The 17,401-nt window shown below is 63.6% G+C and carries 15 protein-coding genes; 1 reads left to right on the top strand and 14 read right to left on the bottom strand.

From position 1 onward, the window contains the following. The first annotated feature begins 346 nt into the window (after positions 1 to 346). Complete coding sequence (locus tag G5229_RS12170; protein ID WP_421209198.1) at positions 347 to 1,288, top strand: hypothetical protein; 942 nt, start codon at positions 347 to 349, stop codon at positions 1,286 to 1,288. A gap of 81 nt (positions 1,289 to 1,369) precedes the next feature. On the opposite strand, the gene mgtE is transcribed toward G5229_RS12170, so the two are convergent. The 14 genes from mgtE to G5229_RS12240 form a co-directional block, all read right to left on the bottom strand. Next, positions 1,370 to 2,794, bottom strand: coding sequence for a magnesium transporter (mgtE, locus tag G5229_RS12175; protein WP_421209199.1), 1,425 nt, complete (start codon positions 2,792 to 2,794; stop codon positions 1,370 to 1,372). Positions 2,795 to 2,940: 146 nt separating this feature from the next. Continuing rightward, positions 2,941 to 4,341, bottom strand: a complete 1,401-nt coding sequence (cysG, locus tag G5229_RS12180) for a siroheme synthase CysG (RefSeq protein ID WP_421209200.1) — start codon at positions 4,339 to 4,341, stop codon at positions 2,941 to 2,943. 12 nt (positions 4,342 to 4,353) lie between these two features. Then, positions 4,354 to 5,166 (bottom strand): nitrite transporter NirC, encoded by an 813-nt coding sequence (nirC, locus tag G5229_RS12185; RefSeq protein ID WP_005340778.1) that lies wholly within the window; start codon positions 5,164 to 5,166, stop codon positions 4,354 to 4,356. Positions 5,167 to 5,223: 57 nt separating this feature from the next. Then, the gene (gene nirD, locus G5229_RS12190) at positions 5,224 to 5,541 is read right to left on the bottom strand and encodes a nitrite reductase small subunit NirD (protein ID WP_039039697.1); all 318 of its coding nucleotides are present in this window, start codon (positions 5,539 to 5,541) and stop codon (positions 5,224 to 5,226) included. Continuing rightward, a complete protein-coding gene (gene nirB / locus G5229_RS12195; protein WP_421209201.1) occupies positions 5,541 to 8,087 on the bottom strand; it encodes a nitrite reductase large subunit NirB in 2,547 nt (848 codons plus the stop codon). The genes nirD and nirB overlap by 1 nt, the downstream gene beginning before the upstream one ends. A gap of 296 nt (positions 8,088 to 8,383) precedes the next feature. Continuing rightward, the gene (locus G5229_RS12200) at positions 8,384 to 9,472 is read right to left on the bottom strand and encodes an ABC transporter permease (RefSeq protein WP_421209202.1); all 1,089 of its coding nucleotides are present in this window, start codon (positions 9,470 to 9,472) and stop codon (positions 8,384 to 8,386) included. A gap of 3 nt (positions 9,473 to 9,475) precedes the next feature. Beyond that, a complete protein-coding gene (locus tag G5229_RS12205) occupies positions 9,476 to 10,585 on the bottom strand; it encodes an ABC transporter permease (protein WP_323945981.1) in 1,110 nt (369 codons plus the stop codon). Further along, on the bottom strand, positions 10,582 to 12,351 hold the full coding sequence (locus G5229_RS12210) for an ATP-binding cassette domain-containing protein (RefSeq protein ID WP_421209203.1): 1,770 nt from the start codon (positions 12,349 to 12,351) through the stop codon (positions 10,582 to 10,584). Before G5229_RS12210 ends, G5229_RS12205 begins: the two co-directional genes overlap by 4 nt. Continuing rightward, complete coding sequence (gene hlyD, locus G5229_RS12215) at positions 12,348 to 13,316, bottom strand: secretion protein HlyD (protein WP_216979734.1); 969 nt, start codon at positions 13,314 to 13,316, stop codon at positions 12,348 to 12,350. Before hlyD ends, G5229_RS12210 begins: the two co-directional genes overlap by 4 nt. After that, positions 13,313 to 13,954 (bottom strand): TetR/AcrR family transcriptional regulator, encoded by a 642-nt coding sequence (locus G5229_RS12220; RefSeq protein WP_320656266.1) that lies wholly within the window; start codon positions 13,952 to 13,954, stop codon positions 13,313 to 13,315. The genes hlyD and G5229_RS12220 overlap by 4 nt, the downstream gene beginning before the upstream one ends. A gap of 259 nt (positions 13,955 to 14,213) precedes the next feature. After that, entirely contained in the window at positions 14,214 to 15,542 is a 1,329-nt protein-coding gene (gene hslU, locus G5229_RS12225; protein ID WP_033136355.1) for an HslU--HslV peptidase ATPase subunit, read from the bottom strand. A 66-nt stretch (positions 15,543 to 15,608) separates the two neighbouring features. Further along, on the bottom strand, positions 15,609 to 16,142 hold the full coding sequence (hslV, locus tag G5229_RS12230) for an ATP-dependent protease subunit HslV (RefSeq protein ID WP_005342555.1): 534 nt from the start codon (positions 16,140 to 16,142) through the stop codon (positions 15,609 to 15,611). A gap of 186 nt (positions 16,143 to 16,328) precedes the next feature. Continuing rightward, a complete protein-coding gene (locus G5229_RS12235) occupies positions 16,329 to 16,523 on the bottom strand; it encodes a DUF1737 domain-containing protein (RefSeq protein ID WP_216952631.1) in 195 nt (64 codons plus the stop codon). Between the two features lie 35 nt (positions 16,524 to 16,558). After that, positions 16,559 to 17,401, bottom strand: coding sequence for an SPOR domain-containing protein (locus G5229_RS12240; RefSeq protein WP_421209204.1), 843 nt, complete (start codon positions 17,399 to 17,401; stop codon positions 16,559 to 16,561).

Genomic DNA, 17,401 nt, shown 5'->3' on the forward strand with positions numbered 1-17,401 from the left:
TTGTTATGGGTATGCCAGCGTGGTGCATTCTATCGATAGCAAAAGAATCCTATTGTGAGCCGGCTGGCAATTCGGGTTAATTGCCTTCCTGTTAATAGAGTTATGGCTCTGATTTTCATCTCTTTTTTCTCTTCCTTCAGGGCCACCACCCTCGCTGCTTTTCCGCAGTGAGTCACTTGGTAGTCACCGCCGTGCGGTCGGGGCAAGCGGCGCGGTCTGCCGCTCCTGCGAGGCTGTAATGGTTGGTTACAGATCTCCATTCGACTGATAGATGACCTTTCCCTTAAATTCAGCGGCGATTGATTGCATCTAAAAATTACAAAGCGACAGCAAGGAATAAAAACTCATGAAAATGCACAACAAAGCGCTGCTGGCCATCGCCTGCGCCGCCGCCCTGTCTGCCTGTGACAGCGAAAAAGCTGCCAACAGCATTGCCAAGCGGGTGCCGCTGGCTCTGCCGGAGGCGGGTCTTTACCATGCGAATCTGCTGAGCCGCGACGGCGACAAGGCGACGCCGCGCATGATCAAGGATCTGGATGGTCTGGCGCTGGTCTACCCGAAGGGTGAAACCGTGCAGTACTGGGGTGTCTGGGTGGATCATCAGGTGGGCAAGGTCGAGACCAACAGCCAGTGGCTGGGCCAGGCTGACCAGAAAGCCGACAAAGACGGGATCTACCCGGTGCAGTTGATCCGCAACAGCGAACGGCTCGGTACCAGCACGGCGCTCAGCTCGGTGACCAACGACCACAACCTCATCACCTTCCAGGATCAGCCGGTCATCGATCTGCAGGGCAAGGAGATCAAGCGCTGGGTTTTTGATTTCACCCGGACCGGCACCAAGTTCTCCGACAACTCACCCATCTATTCCGGTTTCAGCGGTCATGTGGCGGTGACGGCCCTGACCACCAAAGCGGTGACCACGGCCAGCTGGAGTGCCACGGGCAGCGATGGCTTCAGTAGCGACATGGTGGGCAAGGTGGATACCACCAACAACGGTGGCAAGCTGACGGTGGCGATCGAGTTCCCGGCGGCAGGTTGTACGCTGGTGGGCGAGGGGAGTGCCACTGCCGGGTTGAGCAAGCTGACCATGACCGGGTTTGGCAAGTGCAACTTCAAGCAATCCGCTGCCGCCACGCCGATCGAAAACCTCTGGAATGCCGCTCTGGCCCGGGCGATGGATAACCGCGTCGCCTATGTCACCACCTTTACCACGGATGCCAAAAAAGAGGCGCTGGTCATCGGCTTCCCCGACACCAATGGCCTGCTGATCACCGCTGACAAGCGATAAGCAGCCCTACGGCAGGGGCGGGCAAACGCGCCTGAAACAACAAGGGAGCCAGTGGCTCCCTTGTTGTTTGCAACGCACGGTTTACAGCAGGAACAGGGTTGCCAGCCCGAGGAAGATAAAGAAGCCGCCGGTATCGGTGATGGCGGTGATCATCACGCTGGCTCCCACCGCCGGGTCGCGGCCGAGGCGGGTCATGGACATGGGGATAATCACCCCCATCAACGCCGCCACCAGCAGGTTGAGCATCATGGCCAGGGTCATCACGGCGCCGAGCGCCGCATCCTGATAGAGCAGATAGGTGGCGATGCCCATGGTGCCGCCCCACACCAGCCCGTTGATAAAGGCGACGCCGAGTTCCCGCAGCAGCAGGAAGGAGAGGTTGCCCGCCTGAATGTGCTGCAGCGCCAGCGCCCGCACTATCATGGTGATGGTCTGGTTGCCGGTGTTGCCGCCGATCCCGGCGACGATGGGCATCAGCGCCGCCAGTGCCACCAGCTGGGAGATGGTGTGCTCGAACAGGCCGATCACCCGCGAGGCGACAAAGGCGGTGCAGAGGTTGATGGCAAGCCAGGCCCAGCGGGTCTTGACCGCCTTGGAGACGGGCGCGAACACGTCTTCATCCTCGCTGATACCCCCCATCCGGCGCAGGTCGGTGTCACTCTCCTCATAGACCAGATCCACCACCTCTTCGACGGTGAGGCGGCCCATCAGCTTGCCCTTGCCATCCACCACGGCGGCGGAGAGCAGGTCATCCCGCTCGAAGGTGCGGGCTGCCGCTTCGTCGTTATCCTCCGGATCGAAGGTGACCGGATCCCGCTCCATCACATCGCTCACCAGGGTGGCGGGCTTGTGTAGCAGTACAGTGGTGAGGGCCAGCTCCCCCAGCAGGTGGTTGCGGCGATCGATGACGAACAGCTTGTCGGTGTTGGCGGGGATCTTGCCGCGCAGGCGCAGATAGCGCTGCACAGTGGCGAGCGTCACCTCGGGGCGGATGGTGATGATCTCGAAGTCCATCATGGCGCCGACGGTGTGCTTGCCGTAGCGGATCACCTCCCGCACCCGATCCCGGTCGGCGGGGGCCATATAGGTGAGCAGCCGTCCCATCAGGTTGCGCGGCAGGTACTGGCCCAGATAGATCTGGTCGTCGATATCCAGGGTGCGCAGGGCGTGCAGCAGCTCCTTGTCGCTCATCCCGCTGATGAGGCTGTCCCACACCGTCTCCGACGCTTCGACCAGGATCTGGCCGCGCTTCTCCTCCTCCACCAGTGCCCACAGGGCATGACGCTCATCGGGCGGCAGCGATTCCAGCGCATCGGCGACGTCGGCGGCGGGCAACCCGTTGACCAGCGTTGTGAGTTCGCTGGTCTGATCGCGCTGCTCGGCATCCTGCACTACCTGCGGATCGAGCAGGCTGTCGGTGAGGGCATCATCGCGCAGCAGCAGGGTGAGAATGCGGGATCTGTCATCCGCGCGCTGCCGGGCGCTGTTCTTGATGGGAAGAGACATGGGATGAATTCCTGAGATGGTAGCCAAGGGCTCAATGCCCATAGGATACCAGACTTAAAACAACAGGTTATGACCGTGATGGGAGAAGAGGGGGGTAAAAGTGAGGCCACCTGCTGGTGGCCTCATGGTGAGTTGCCGATGATCCCTCAGGCGAGGGCTCGCTGGCGCTGCGGGGCCTCGCCAAACCAGGCGAGTCGGTCGGCCAAAGTGACCACAGATCCCACCATGATCAGCGCTGGGCTCTCGACCCCCATCGCCAGCGCGGGCAGCTCATCGAGGGTGCCACGAATAACCCGTTGGCAGGGTTGGGTGCCGCGCTCGATCAGCGCCACCGGAGTGTCGCCCCCCTTGCCATGGGCCAGCAGTTGCTCGCGGATGGTGGCGCAGGAGGAGAGTCCCATATAGAACACCAGCGTCTGCTTGTCCTTGGCCAGCAGCGGCCAGTCGAGATCCCGGGCGCCCCCCTTGCCATGGGCGGTAACGAAACGCACGCTCTGAGCGTGGTCGCGGTGGGTGAGCGGAATGCCGGCGTAGGCGGCGCAGCCGCTGGCCGCGGTGATGCCGGGCACCACCTGAAAGCCGATGCCTGTGCCGACCAGCGTCTCCAGCTCCTCGCCGCCACGGCCGAAGATAAAGGGATCGCCCCCCTTCAGCCGCACCACCCGTTGCCCCTTCTTCGCCTCCTCCAGCAAGAGCTGGTTGATCCCCTCCTGCGGCACGCAGTGGTTGCCCGCCTGCTTGCCGACGAAGATGCGTTTGGCATCCCGGCGCACCAGCGCCATCACTTCGTCCGAGACCAGCCGGTCGTAAACCACCACGTCCGCCTGCTGCATCTGGCGCAGGGCGTGCAGGGTGAGCAGACCCGGATCGCCGGGGCCGGCACCCACCAGCACCACTTCGCCACCGCTCTGGCTCTCGTCGGCAAACAGGTTGTCGGCCAGCTGGTTGGCAGAGGCGCTATCGCCCCGCGCCAGCGCCTGACCGAGCCGATCCGCACCGAGCAGCCGCTCCCAGAAGCGGCGCCGCTCGCCCATGCTGGTGAAGCGCGCCTTGACCCGTTCCCGCAGGCTGCCGGCGAAGGTCGCCACGGCCCCCAGATGTTGCGGCAGCAGGGCTTCCAGTTTTTCCCGCAGCAAGCGGGCCAGCACCGGTGCCTTGCCACCGGAGGAGATGGCTACCATCAGCGGCGAGCGGTCGATGATCGACGGCATGATGAAGCTGGAGCGTTTCGGGTCATCCACCACGTTGGCAAAGATCCGCGCCTGATTGGCGCTCTGGTAGACCAGCGCATTCACCTCGCGCCGATCGGTGGCGGCCACCACCAGCCACTTGCCCGCCAGTTGTTCCGGCACAAATTCACCGGCCAGCCACTCGATGCTCCCGTTGGCAGCCAGTTCCGCCAGCTCGGGGTCGAGCTCGGGCGCGACTACTGTGAGGTGGGCACCGGCATCCAGTAGCAGGCGCGCCTTGCGCTCCGCTACCTCGCCGCCGCCGACCAGCAGCACGGGTTTGTTGTCGAGTCGGCAAAAGATGGGCAAGTAGTCCATGGGGCCTCCGGATCAGGCGGTTCGGGTCTGGTTGGCGGTGCTGGTGGTCTCGCTCACTGCAACCGGGCGTTCAGCTTTCGGGGTGGCATACCAGTAGCCGAGGCCCATAAAGAGGACGCCGGAGACGGTGTTGCCCAGGGTCACCCACAGCAGGTTGTGGCCGATGCCGCCCAGGGTGTAGGCCTCGGAGTGGGCGCCAAACCAGGAGAGGGCGAACAGGGTCATGTTGGCGATGGAGTGCTCGTAGCCGGAGGCGATAAAGGCCAGCAGGCACCACCAGATGGCGATGAAGCGGGCGGCCCCTTCGGTGCGCAGCGCCATCCAGATGGCGAGGCAGACCAGCCAGTTGCAGAGGATCCCCTTCATAAACAGGGTCAGGGCCGGAGCCTGGGTCTTGGCCAGCGCCACCTTGTGGGCCAGACTGCCCGCATCCGGCAGCAGGCTGCCGCCGTAGGAGTAGATGAGCGCCACCACAACGGAGCCAATCAGGTTGCCCGCCCAGGTCTGCGGCAGGATACGCAGCAGGTCGGCCATGGTGATTTTGCCCGTCTTCACCCCGAAGGTGAGGAACATGGTGTGGCCGGTAAACAGCTCGGAGCCGGCGATGATCACCAGCGTCAGGGCGATACCGAAGGTGGCCCCCATCACCAGCGGCCGGATGGCGGGATCCACCAGATTGCCGAGGGTGAAGATCAGGATGATGCCGAGGCCCACATAGGCCCCCGCCATGGCGGAGCTGAGCCAGAAGCCGAGCTTGTCGCTGCGCTCGAAGCGGTTGATGCGGGCCGCGTTGGCGGCGCACTTGTTGATGGTTTCCGTGTACATCTTGTGAGTCCTTGAAAGGGCTGCCCACAGGCAGCCCGAAAGAGAGTGAATTTGTCTTTAGACAGCGACCCAGACCTGCTGGTCGCGCACTTCAACGGGGTAGCTTTGAACCGACATGGCGGGGTTGTCGAAACAGTGGCCATCGCTCAGACGAAAGCGCTGCTTCTTGAGCGGGCTGGCGACCCAGAGCTCGCCGTCGTGTTCGCAGATCAAACCCCGCGACAGCACGTTGGCGGCGAAGAAGGGATCCCGGTTGTCGATGGCGAACACCTCGGCGGCCGCGCTCGGGCGGAACAGGGCGATCTGGCGACCCTCAATGAGTGCGCAGACGCCGGTGCCCGGCAGGATGTCGTTGAGTTGGCAGGCGAATTTCATCATTTGGTTTCCACTTCGATCTGGTAGACGGGGATGCGCTCGGCCGGGGTCGCCGGTCGGTGCTGGTCGCGTTCGCTGACGAACTGGACGTCCGGGTCACGCTTGTCGCTGTTGATGAAGTGGCTGAAGCGCTTGAGCGCCTCCTCTTCATTAAGGGTGCGCGACCATTCGCACTCGTAGCTGTCGATGAGGGTCTGGATATCGCGCTCCAGCGTCTCGGCCAGCCCCAGCTTGTCGTCGACGATCACCTCGCGCAGGTAGTCGACACCCCCTTCCAGATTGCCGAGCCAGACCGATGTGCGCTGCAGTTTGTCGGCGCTGGTGACGTAGAACATCATAAAGCGGTCGATCAGCTTGATGAGGGTTTCGCGGTCAAGGTCAGAAGCCAGCAGATCGGCGTGGCGCGGTTTCATGCCGCCGTTGCCGCCCACATAGAGGTTCCAGCCCGCATCGGTGGCGATGATGCCGACATCCTTGCCCTGGGCTTCCGCACATTCGCGGGTACAGCCGGAGACGCCGAACTTCATCTTGTGCGGGGTGCGAATCCCCTTGTAGCGGTTCTCGAGGAAGACCCCGAGGCCAACGCTGTCCTGCACGCCGAAGCGGCACCAGGTGCTGCCGACACAGGTCTTGGCCATACGCAGCGCCTTGGCATAGGCCTGACCTGTCTCGAATCCGGCTGCCAGCAGCTTGCGCCAGATGGCGGGCAGGTCATCCTTCTGAGCCCCGAACAGGCCGATGCGCTGGGCGCCGGTGATCTTGGTGTAGAGCTTGTAGTCGCGGGCCACTTCGGCCACCGCCAGCAGCCCTTCCGGGGTCACTTCACCGCCGGCCATGCGCGGGATGACGGAGTAGCTGCCGTCCTTTTGCATGTTGCCGAGGAAGATGTCGTTGGTGTCCTGCAGTGGGATGTTGCGCGGGCTCAGCACATGCTCGTTCCAGCAGGAGGCGAGGATGGAGCCGACGGTCGGTTTGCACACCTCACAGCCATAGCCCTGACCGTGCTTGGCCAGCAGCTCGTCGAAGCTCTTGATCCCCTCCACCTTGACCAGATGGAACAGCTCCTGACGGGAGTGGGGGAAGTGGGCGCAGAGGTGGTTGTTGACCTCGATGCCCTGCTTCACCAGCTCGGCGTTGAGTACCTGACTGATGAGCGGCACACAGCCGCCGCAGCCGGTTCCGGCCTTGGTGTGCTGCTTGATGGCGGCCAGGGTGGTGTGACCCTCGGCCACCGCCTGAGCGATGTCGCCTTTGGAGACGTCAAAGCAGGAGCAGATCTGGGCGCTTTCCGGCAGGGCATCCACCCCCAGCGTCGGTTTGGCTCCGGCGTAGGCGGGCAGGATCAGGGTGTCCGGGTGGCTCGGCAGCGGCAGGGCGTTGAGCATCATCTGCAGCAGGTTGCCGTAATCTTCCACGTCACCCACCAGCACGGCGCCGAGCAATCGGCTGTTGTCTTCGCTCACCACGATCTTCTTGTAGACGCCAGCCTGATCGTCCTGAAACACATAGCTGTGGCTGCCCGGGGTGCGGCCGTGAGCATCGCCGATGGAGCCGACGGAGACGCCGAGCAGTTTCAGCTTGGCGCTCATGTCTGCCCCTTCGAAGCGGCTGTCACCGCCGAGCAGATGGTCGACGGTGATCTGGGCCATCTTGTAGCCCGGCGCTACCAGCCCGAAGAAGCGGCCCTGCCAGGCGGCGCACTCGCCGATGGCATAGATGTCGGGGTCTGAGGTGAGGCAGTGATCGTCGATGACGATGCCGCCGCGCTCGGCGATGGCGAGATCACCGTAACGGCCGAGGGTATCTTGCGGGCGAATGCCGGTGGAGAAGACCACCACATCCACTTCCAGCTGGCTGCCATCGGCGAAGGAGAGGCGGTGTTTCGCCTGCTCACCGCCATGCATCAGGATCTCGCTGGTGCTCTTGCTGGTGTGCACCTGCACGCCCATGGATTCAATCTTGCGGCGCAGCAGCTGGCCGCCCTGACCGTCGAGCTGCTCGGCCATCAGTACCGGAGCAAACTCCACAACGTGGGTCTCGAGACCCAGCGCCTTGAGGGCACCGGCCGCTTCGAGGCCAAGCAGGCCGCCCCCGATCACCACCCCGCTCTTGCCACTCCTGGCGGCGCTGCGAATGGCTTTCAGATCCTCGATGGTGCGGTAGACGAAGCACTCGTGGTGCTGACTGCCCGCAATGGGCGGCACCCAGGGGTAGGAGCCGGTGGCCAGCACCAGCTTGTCGTACCCGACCACAGTGCCCTTGTTGGAGTGCACTTCGCGGTTGGCCCTGTCGATTTTTTTCACCGCTTCGCCGAGCAGCAGGCGGATGCCGTGCTTGTCGTAGAAGCCGGGTTTGACGAGGGAGAGATCTTCGCTGGTGTGATGGGAGAAGTAGGAGGAGAGATGGACGCGATCGTAGGCGGGACGGGGTTCTGCACCGAAGACGGTGATCTCGTAGCGGCCCGGCTCGGCCCGCTCGATCAACTCTTCGATGAAGCGGTGCCCCACCATGCCGTTGCCCACAACGACCAGTCTGACTTTGCTCATGATTGCCTCTAGTTTGGAGTAATAAAACATCATTCTGGGGCTAGGCTACCCAGTCAGTCGGGGCGGGCAATTGATGCAAATCAAGTGTCTATTTATATATCTCGTCAGGGGTAATTCGATAAAATTCAAAGATATACAAAAATAGGTATACCAGTTGATGATTTCTGCGCTGGCTTGGAGTGAGGGGTGGTGGAGGGAAAGCCCGGTTTACCCACGGCCGGGGAGTGAAAACTTCTGGCGGAAAATGGCCGGCCTCGCACTGGGCGAGACCGGCATCAGCTGAACAAGGTGGCGCGTCAGGCGATATGGCGGCGGAACATGGCGAGCGCTAGCGACAGGGTGACGCCGGCGATGGCGAGCAGCGGCCAGAGCAGGGGCCAGGCGGCCGACCAGTCAAACCCCTTGAGGAAGACCCCCTTGAGCAGCACGATGAAGTGGGTGAGGGGGTCGATGGCCGCCAGCCACTGGAACACCTGCGGCATGTTCTCCACCGGCGAGATGTAGCCCGAGAGGATCACCGCCGGGACGGTGAAGGAGAAGACCCCGAGAAAGGCCTGCTGCTGGGTCGAGCAGAACGACGAGATGAAGAGCCCGATCCCGGCCAGTGCCAGCCCGTAGCAGACCATGCCCGCCATCAGCAGGCTGAGGCTGCCGGCAAAGGGGAGGTGAAAGACAAAACGGGCGGCCAGCGCGACTATGCACCCTTGCCCCACCGCCACCATGATGCCGGGCACCGCCTTGCCCGCCATGATCCAGCCCGCGGTGAGGGGGGAGACCAGCAGCTGATCGAAGGTGCCCTCTTCCCGCTCCCGCGCGACCGAGAGGGCGGTGACAATCAGGCAGCCAGTGGTGGTGATGATGGCCACCAGCGCTGGCAGGATATGCCAGTGGAACTCGACGTTGGGGTTGTAGAGGTTGCGTACCGCCAGCTCGGGTTGCCCCTTGCCCTCACTTTGCCAGCGGGCGATCACCTGACTGATGTAGCCAGCCGTCACCTGACCACCGTTGGAGCGGCGTCCGTCGATGATCAGCTGTACCTTGGCCTGTTCGCCCCGTGCCAGCCGGCGCGAAAAATCGCCCGGAATAATCAGCCCGAGCAGTGCCTGTTGCCCGGTGATGGCCTCGGTCATGCCCGCCTCGCCTTGTACCGGGATGATGGTGGTAAAGGCGGGCATATGGGTGAGGCGCTCCAGCAGCTCGCGGCTCTGGGCACCGCCATCCTGGTTGTAGATGGCCAGCGTGTTGCCGGTCACCTCCAGAGTGGCGGCGAACGGGAAGAGGGCGGTCTGCAGCAGCACCGGCATGATGAGCAGAAAGCGCCCCTGAGTATTGCCCATCAGGGCCTGCAGCTCTTTTCGGATCAGCCACCAGAGTCGGATCAGCATGGGTTACTCCAGAGTGCGCCGCGTCTTGCGGGCGGTCAGGGCCAGCCAGAAACCGGCCAGCAGCAGCAGACAGAAACCGTTGACCAGCAGGATCGAAAAAACGCTGCCCGCCTGATAGAGGGTCTGCAAGGAGCTCGCGAAGTAGCGGGCCGGAATGAGGTGGGTGATGGCCCGAAGCCAAGGCGGCATGCTGGCGATCTCGAAGACGAAGCCCGACAGCATCACGGCGGGCAGAAAGGCGGCGATCAGCGCTGCCTGTGCGGCGTTGAACTGGCTGCGCATCACGGTGGAGAGAAACAGCCCGAGCCCGAGGGCGCTGCCGAGAAAGACGCTGGTGACCAGAAAGAGCAGCAGCAGGGAGCCGCGCCACGGCACGCCCATCACCGCCACCGAGAAGAGCAGGCAGAGCAGCATGGCGATGATGCCAAGGCCGTAGTAGGGCAACAGCTTGGAGAGCAGCAGCTCCCCCTTGGTGACCGGGGTGGCGAGCAGCGCCTCCATGGTGCCGCGCTCCCACTCCCGCGCCACCACCAGCGAGGTGAGCAGGGCCCCTATGATGGTCATCACCACCGCAATGGAGCCCGGCACCAGAAAGTTGCGGCTCACCAGCGCCGGATTGAACCAGGCGCGGCTCTCTATCGACACCGGCATGGCGACCCCCTCGCCAGCGAGCCACCCCTGCCAGATCCCCTGCACATAGTTGGTGACGAAGTTGGCGGTGTTGGGCTCGGAGCCGTCGGTCAGCAGCAGTGCCTGCGGCGTGCCATTGCCCTGACCGGCCATGGCGCGGGAGAAGCCGTCATCGATCACCAGCAGGCCGCGGATCTCGCCACGGGCCAGACTGGCGAGCAGGGACTCTTTGCTCGGCCCGCTGTGGATCTCCAGCGCGGTAGAGCCGCGCAGGGCCTGCTCCAGCCGCACCGCCGGAGCGCCGCTATCGGTACGCCAGATGCCGAGGCGCAGATGGTCCACATCGAGATTGATGGCGTAACCCATTACCACCAGCAGCACCACCGGCATGATGAAGGCGATGAGGATGCTGCTCGGGTCACGGACGATTTGCAGCGTCTCCTTGCGGCAGAGGGCCAGCAGTCGCCGACGGTTGATGCTCATGCGTCCTCCTCGCTGGCCCGCTCGACCAGGGTGATAAAAGCCTCTTCCATTGTTGGCAAAGAACAGGTCGGCAAGGAGCCGGTTGGCAAAGAGGTCGCCGCCTCTTTGGCGGCCAGTTCCTTGAGATCGTCCGGGGTGCCGAGCGCCAGCAGCTTGCCGCGATAGATGAGGGCGATGCGGTCGCAATACTCCGCCTCATCCATAAAGTGGGTGGTGACCAGCACGGTGACGCCGTGGTCGGCCAGCGCGTTGATGTGCGACCAGAACTCGCGCCGGGTCACCGGATCGACCCCGGAGGTGGGCTCGTCGAGGAACAGCAGCGGCGGCTCGTGCAGCAGGGCGCAGGCCAGCGATAAGCGCTGGCGCAGGCCGAGCGGCAGGGATTCCGCCTTCTGATCGAGCCAGGGGGTGAGGGCAAAGGCAGTCACCATGGCGTCGATCCGCGTCTGCTGGTGGCGGCCGAACAGGCCGTAGATACCGGCGAAGAAGGAGAGGTTCTGCGCCACGGTGAGCTGCTTGTAGAGGGAGAACTTCTGCGCCATGTAGCCGAGGCGCTGGCGCGCCGCCGAGGGGCTGTGGGCCAGATCGATGCCGGTCACCAGGGCCTGCCCCTCGCTCGGGCGCAGCAGGCCGCACTCCATCTTGAAGGTGGTGGACTTGCCCGCCCCGTTGGGGCCGAGCAGGCCGAAGATCTCGCCGCGGCGCACCGCAAAGCTGACATCATCGGTGGCGGCAAAATCGCCGAAGCGTTTGGTGAGGTGGCGCGCCTCGATCACCGCCTCGGGGGAGACCCCCTGCGGCAGTTCCGCTTCGCGCATCCCGGCTGCCAGACTCGACTCCCCGCCGGGGCCGCCGCCGAGCAGGTCGATAAAGGCATCCTCCAGCCGGGGCTGGGCCGGTTGAAAGGCGCCGTTGGCCAGTTGCAGCTCCGGGAGCGGTGGGGGCGTCATGCCCGGGTGCAGCAGCAGGCGAACCCGCTCCCCCGCCACCGCGCCATCCATCACCGCCGGGTGAGCCAGTGCCCGGCGCAGCAGGGCGCGCCGCTCGCGGCCATCCAGCTGCCCCGCCTCCAGCAGCCAGCAGCGGCTGGCCATGGCCCCCATCAGATTGGCCGGTGTGCCGCTGGTGCGCACCTCGCCATCCGCCATCAGCAGCACGTGGTCGCACAGCTCCGCCTCATCGAGATAGGCGGTACTCCAGAGCACCGTCATCCCCCCCTTGGCCAGCTCGCGCACCATCTGCCAGAGGGCGCGGCGGGAGATGGGATCGACCCCGACCCCCGGTTCGTCCAGCAGCAGCATATCCGGGGTGCCGAGCAGGGCGCAGGCCAGCCCGAGTTTCTGCTTCATCCCGCCAGAGAGCTTGCCTGCCGGTCGTGCGGTGAAGCGAGCGAGATCGGTGAAGGCGAGCAGCCGCGCGAAGGTGGGCGTGCGTTCGGGCTCCAGTACGCCGCGCAAGTCAGCGTAGAGGGTGAGGTTCTCCAGCACGCTGAGATCCTCGTAGAGGCCGAACTGCTGGGGCATGTAGCCGAGGCGCTGGCGCAGCAGATCCCCCTCGCTCACCGGATCCAGCCCCAGCACCCGGATGGTGCCCGCTTCGGGGATCAGCAAACCGGCCAGCAGGCGCAGCAAAGTGCTCTTGCCCGCGCCGTCGGGGCCGACCAGCCCGGTGATGCCGCCAGCCGGAATAGTGGCCGAGATGGCGTTGAGGGCGACCCGCTCACCAAAGCGTTTGGTGAGCCCCTCAAGGGAGATGGCGCAGCTCATGGCGCCAGCCTGACGGTGACCGGCATTCCTTGGCGCAGGGCCGGGTCGGGATCCTGCACCACGATGCGCAGCCGGTAGACGAGGTGAGTGCGCAGGTCCGGCGTCTCCACCGATTTCGGGGTGAACTCGGCGGTCGGCGAGACAAAGCCCACCACCCCGTGATAGGGCTGATCCGGCCGCGAGTCGGTGGTGAGGGTTACCTTGGCGCCGCTCGGGAAGTGGCCGAGCCAGGGCTCCTCCACATAGGCGCGCACCCAGACTGGCGCGGTCAGGGAGAGGTTGAAGGCGGTCGCTCCGCTCTGCACCATGCTGCCGTTCTCGACGGCGCGGCTGATGATGATGCCGTCGCTGGGGGCGGTCAGGCTGGCATCTGCCAGCGCCAGTTCGGCACTGGCGAGCGCCGCTTTGGCCCCTTCCAGCTGGGCATCGGACTGGGCAATTTCCTCCGGGCGGTAGCCGGTTTCGAGCTGGGCGAGCTGTTCGCGTGCGGAGCGCACCTGCGCCTGGGTCTGATCCCGCTGGGAGCGGGCGGTATCGAGCTGACCGCGGGAGATGGCACCGGTGGCGGCCAGTGCGCTCTGGCGGCGCCACTGCTGGTCGGCCTCCAGCGCAGCGGCTTCGGCGGCGGCCAGTGCGGCTCGGGCACGGTCGGTCTCTTCGCTGCGATAGCCTTTGTGGATCAAGGTGTTGGCGGCAGTGAGCGCAGCCAGATTGGCGCGGGCACTGTCGCGGCTGTGGGTGAGGGGCGCCGGATCGAGGCGGGCCAGCAGTTGGCCGGTTTTTACCCTATCCCCCTCATCGACCAGTACCTGATCGACGCGACCGCCGACCCGAAAGGCCAGATTGACGTCGCGAATATCGACATTGCCGTAGAGGATGGAGCCGTCGGTGGGGCGCCCCTGCCACCAGAGGTAGCCACCGATAACGGTTAGCAGCAGGGCTGCGATTACAATGCGTTGTTTCATGCCGCTTCTCCTTCTTTCATGTCGGTGGGGCGCAGGCCGCGCAGTGCCCATACCAGCCGTTGTCTGGCGGCCTCGGGGTTGTCTATCTGGCTGAGAAAAGGGGCTGCCTGTTCGGGCAGCCAGCCGAGTTGGCGACCGCTGCCGGCGATCACCAGCGGCAGGCCGACCGACCCCATGATGAAGATCATCAGCTGGAGCGGGTGACCGGCGACCAGTGACCCTTCCGCCTGTGCCATCCGTACCTGCTCGATCAGCAGCAGGGGGTGGCGGCGCGGCAGGCTGAGCAGAAAGCGCTGGGCCGCCCCTTCACCCGCCAGCGCATCGCCAAACAGGTGGTTGATAAAGCCGCGCTGGCGCGCCACCAGCCCGATCAGCGCCTTCATGGTGGCCTCGAACATGGCAATGGCAGAGGGGTAGGAGCCTTTGGCTGCCACTGCCTTGAGCTCGTCATAGAGGGGGGCATACCAGAGCTCGACCAGCTCGTCGATGAAGGCGTCGCGGTTGCCGAAGTGGTAGACGAAGGAGCCGAGGTTCACCTCTGCCGCCGCCGCCAGCTCGCGCACCGTCAGGCCGCGCAGCCCCTTCTCGGTGGCGATGGCGAGGCCGGTATCGAGCAGTTTCTGCCGGGTTGGATTCATCTTTCAGGTTCCTGCTGCACAGATTTTGATCTGATTTATACGTGTGTATAAATCAGCCGCCGAGAATAGGAAAGATCTTTTTTTGAGCAGATTTCAGCGGGGATGAAAAAACGGCGGGCGTTGGCAAGGGGAAGTTTGGAAACGGCTTGGGATTGAACGGGTTGCCGCAGGTGTGGGCCAGAATCCGGGCAGATGACGGAGGTGGTGGAGAAATAAAAACGCCTCCGCGAAGGGAGGCGTTTTATCGGGAGGGGCGCGCTTACAGAATAAAGCGGCTCAGATCCTCGTCTTCAATCAGCTTGCCGAGATGGGCGTTGACGTAGTCGGTGTCGATGACAAAGGTCTCGCCGGACTTCTCGGAGGCGTCATAGGAGATATCTTCCATCAGGCGCTCCATCACGGTGTGCAGACGACGGGCACCGATGTTTTCGGTACGCTCGTTGACCTGCCAGGCCGCTTCGGCCAGACGGCGGATGCCATCCTTGGTGAACTCGATGTTGACCCCTTCGGTGGCCATCAGCGCCTTGTACTGATCGGTCAGGGAGGCGTTCGGTTCGGTCAGGATGCGCTCGAAGTCATCGGTGGTGAGAGCGGTCAGCTCGACCCGGATCGGCAGACGGCCCTGCAGCTCGGGGATGAGGTCGGACGGCTTGGCGATCTGGAAGGCGCCGGAGGCGACAAACAGGATGTGGTCGGTCTTGACCATGCCGTGCTTGGTGTTGACGGTGCAACCTTCAACCAGCGGCAGCAGGTCGCGCTGTACCCCTTCACGGGAGACGTCGGGGCCCGAGCTCTCGCCGCGCTTGCAGATCTTGTCGATCTCGTCGAGGAAGACGATGCCGTTGTTCTCGACAGCGGCGATGGCTTTCTGCTTCAGCTCTTCAGGATTGACCAGACGGGCCGCTTCCTCTTCGATCAGCGCCTTCATGGCCTCTTTGACCTTGATCTTGCGCTTCTTCTTCTGGTTCTGGCCCAGGTTCTGGAACAGCCCCTGCAGCTGGTTGGCCATCTCTTCCATGCCCGGCGGGGTCATGATTTCGACGCCCATCGGGGAGGCGGAGAGCTCCAGCTCGATCTCCTTGTCATCCAGCTGACCTTCCCGCAGTTTCTTGCGGAAGATCTGGCGGGTGTTGGAGTTGTCGGCTTTCTCTTCCTCACCCCAAGTGTTGCGCGGGTTGGGCAGCAGGGCGTCGAGGATGCGCTCTTCGGCGGCTTCTTCGGCGCGGTATTTCATCTTCTCCATCTCGGTTTCGCGCACCAGCTTGATGGCGGCATCGGTCAGATCGCGGATGATGCTGTCCACTTCCTTGCCGACATAGCCCACTTCGGTGAACTTGGTCGCTTCCACCTTGATGAAGGGGGCGTTGGCCAGCTTGGCCAGACGACGGGCGATCTCGGTCTTGCCGACACCGGTCGGGCCGATCATCAGGATGTTTTTCGGGGTCACTTCATGGCGCATCTCTTCGTTGAGCTGCATCCGGCGCCAGCGGTTGCGCAGGGCAACGGCAACGGCGCGCTTGGCATCGGCCTGACCAATGATGTGACGATCCAGCTCGTGGACGATTTCTCTCGGGGTCATCTCGGACATGATGGTGTTCCTGTATCCGGGGCGGGCAGTGCCCACCCCTTGGGAAATTGGGTTTGGCTGGTGGCCTTATTTGGCGGCGTAGTCCAGCACTTCGATGGTGTGGTTGCCGTTGGTGAAGACGCAGATGTCGCCCGCAATCTTGAGGGACTTCTCGACAATGGTCCTGGCATCCAGCTCGGTGTTTTCCAGCAGGGCGATGGCGGCGGACTGGGCAAAGTTGCCGCCGCTGCCGATGGCGATGAGATCGTGCTCCGGCTGCACCACGTCACCGTTGCCGGTGATGATGAAGGATTTGTGTTCGTCGGCCACGGCCAGCAGTGCTTCGAGGCGGCGCAGAGCGCGATCGGTGCGCCAATCTTTGGCCAGCGCCACGGCGGCGCGCTCCAGATTACCCTGATGGGCCTGCAGTTTTGCTTCGAAACGCTCGAGCAGGGTGAAGGCGTCGGCGGTACCGCCAGCGAAACCGGCCAGCACCTTGCCGTTATAGAGACGATGAACCTTGCGGGCGTTGCCCTTCATGACGGTGTTGCCAAGAGAGACCTGGCCATCGCCACCGATGACGACCTGACCGTTGCGGCGAACTGAAACTATGGTAGTCACTTTACTTACCTCGCTTGAGCCGAATGACGGCCTGACTGTGCATGGCAAGAAAGATGGGGATGGCAAACGGGCTTTTCAACCCTGCCTTTGGTCGGGATAAACGGGGTAATAAAGAGCGTGGGTGCGAGTGACACCAAAAGAACAGGGCCGGGTGTTGCCACCCGGCCCTGCTGCACACTGTCCGCATTATGTTGTTTCAGACCAGACTACCGCTTGGCACACGATCACAGTTTGGCCATTGAACGTCGCCGAGGGAGAACCATACAGCGTGTAGCCTTGAGCTAGTGCCTCGCTGACACGAAAACAAAATGTCGCGTCATCAGGCCCAGTAATCAAGCGGTAAACCGGAAGGCCATTTGGTGGCTGTTTCGAATTTGTCATGTTCTGGTTCTCTGCTGGTTCAGCCTGACAGTATGCTAACCCTTCTTGGCAATGCAGCCGCTGATGCCGGAGCTCTGCAGCTTGCCGTTGGCCGCGTCGGCGGCCGCCTTGCCGTTGAAGGGGCCCACCATCACCTTGTAGACGGTACCGTTGGCTGTGTTGACCACCTGCAGGCTGGAAGAGAGACCGGCGGTGAAGGCGATACGTGCCTTGAGCGACTCTGCGGAATCCTGCGAGCGCAGAGCCGCGCACTGCATCATATAGCGACCGCTGTCGGCGGCTGCGGTCTGGGCTGGCGGGTTAGCCGCTTTGGCCTTGGCCGCTTCGGCCTGCTCCCGCTCCAGCTCGGCACGGATCTCCCGCTCCATTCGCTCCCGTTCGGCCTGGCGATCGATCACCTGTTCCCGAGCGCTGGCAACGGGCGCACCGTTGTCAGGCGTGGTCGCCGGATTGGTCTGATAGGGTTTGGACTGGCCGATGGGCGTCCCCGGTTGGGGAATGTCGGTCGGTACCGGTTGCGGCAGCTTTTCCGGCTGCAGGGTCAGAGTATCGGCGGGGGGCGGTGGCAGCACGCCCGGCTGGGGCGGTGGCTCGATAACATCGACCTGCTTGTTCTCAAGCCGTTCGATGTAGCTCCACTTCTCCTGTGGCAACCCGTTGTTCTGTGGTTTTGGCTTGTTGGCCTTTACCTGCTCTTCGATGGTGGGGGCGTCGCTGCCCTTGCCATTGATCATGTAAAGGAAGCCACCAAAGCCTGCCAGCAGTGCCACGACCAGCAGCACTGGAATAACAGGAAAGCGGCGAGGGGCCGCTTTCTTGCTGTTTCGACCACCCGCCCGACGTCGTGGGCGGCTGCCGACATAATCCCGGGTTGCCAT

The organism is Aeromonas sp. 602396 (genome assembly GCF_049173735.1).
Taxonomy (GTDB): Bacteria; Pseudomonadota; Gammaproteobacteria; order Enterobacterales; family Aeromonadaceae; genus Aeromonas; species Aeromonas veronii_A.

Excerpts from the sequence above, each read along its gene's own strand:
- G5229_RS12170 (WP_421209198.1), top strand. The coding sequence starts at position 347 with ATGAAAATGCACAACAAAGCGCTGCTGGCCATCGCCTGCGCCGCCGCC.
- mgtE (WP_421209199.1), bottom strand. The coding sequence starts at position 2,794 with ATGTCTCTTCCCATCAAGAACAGCGCCCGGCAGCGCGCGGATGACAGA.
- cysG (WP_421209200.1), bottom strand. The coding sequence starts at position 4,341 with ATGGACTACTTGCCCATCTTTTGCCGACTCGACAACAAACCCGTGCTG.
- nirC (WP_005340778.1), bottom strand. The coding sequence starts at position 5,166 with ATGTACACGGAAACCATCAACAAGTGCGCCGCCAACGCGGCCCGCATC.
- nirD (WP_039039697.1), bottom strand. The coding sequence starts at position 5,541 with ATGAAATTCGCCTGCCAACTCAACGACATCCTGCCGGGCACCGGCGTC.
- nirB (WP_421209201.1), bottom strand. The coding sequence starts at position 8,087 with ATGAGCAAAGTCAGACTGGTCGTTGTGGGCAACGGCATGGTGGGGCAC.
- G5229_RS12200 (WP_421209202.1), bottom strand. The coding sequence starts at position 9,472 with ATGCTGATCCGACTCTGGTGGCTGATCCGAAAAGAGCTGCAGGCCCTG.
- G5229_RS12205 (WP_323945981.1), bottom strand. The coding sequence starts at position 10,585 with ATGAGCATCAACCGTCGGCGACTGCTGGCCCTCTGCCGCAAGGAGACG.
- G5229_RS12210 (WP_421209203.1), bottom strand. The coding sequence starts at position 12,351 with ATGAGCTGCGCCATCTCCCTTGAGGGGCTCACCAAACGCTTTGGTGAG.
- hlyD (WP_216979734.1), bottom strand. The coding sequence starts at position 13,316 with ATGAAACAACGCATTGTAATCGCAGCCCTGCTGCTAACCGTTATCGGT.
- G5229_RS12220 (WP_320656266.1), bottom strand. The coding sequence starts at position 13,954 with ATGAATCCAACCCGGCAGAAACTGCTCGATACCGGCCTCGCCATCGCC.
- hslU (WP_033136355.1), bottom strand. The coding sequence starts at position 15,542 with ATGTCCGAGATGACCCCGAGAGAAATCGTCCACGAGCTGGATCGTCAC.
- G5229_RS12235 (WP_216952631.1), bottom strand. The coding sequence starts at position 16,523 with ATGACAAATTCGAAACAGCCACCAAATGGCCTTCCGGTTTACCGCTTG.
- G5229_RS12240 (WP_421209204.1), bottom strand. The coding sequence starts at position 17,401 with ATGGCAACCCGGGATTATGTCGGCAGCCGCCCACGACGTCGGGCGGGT.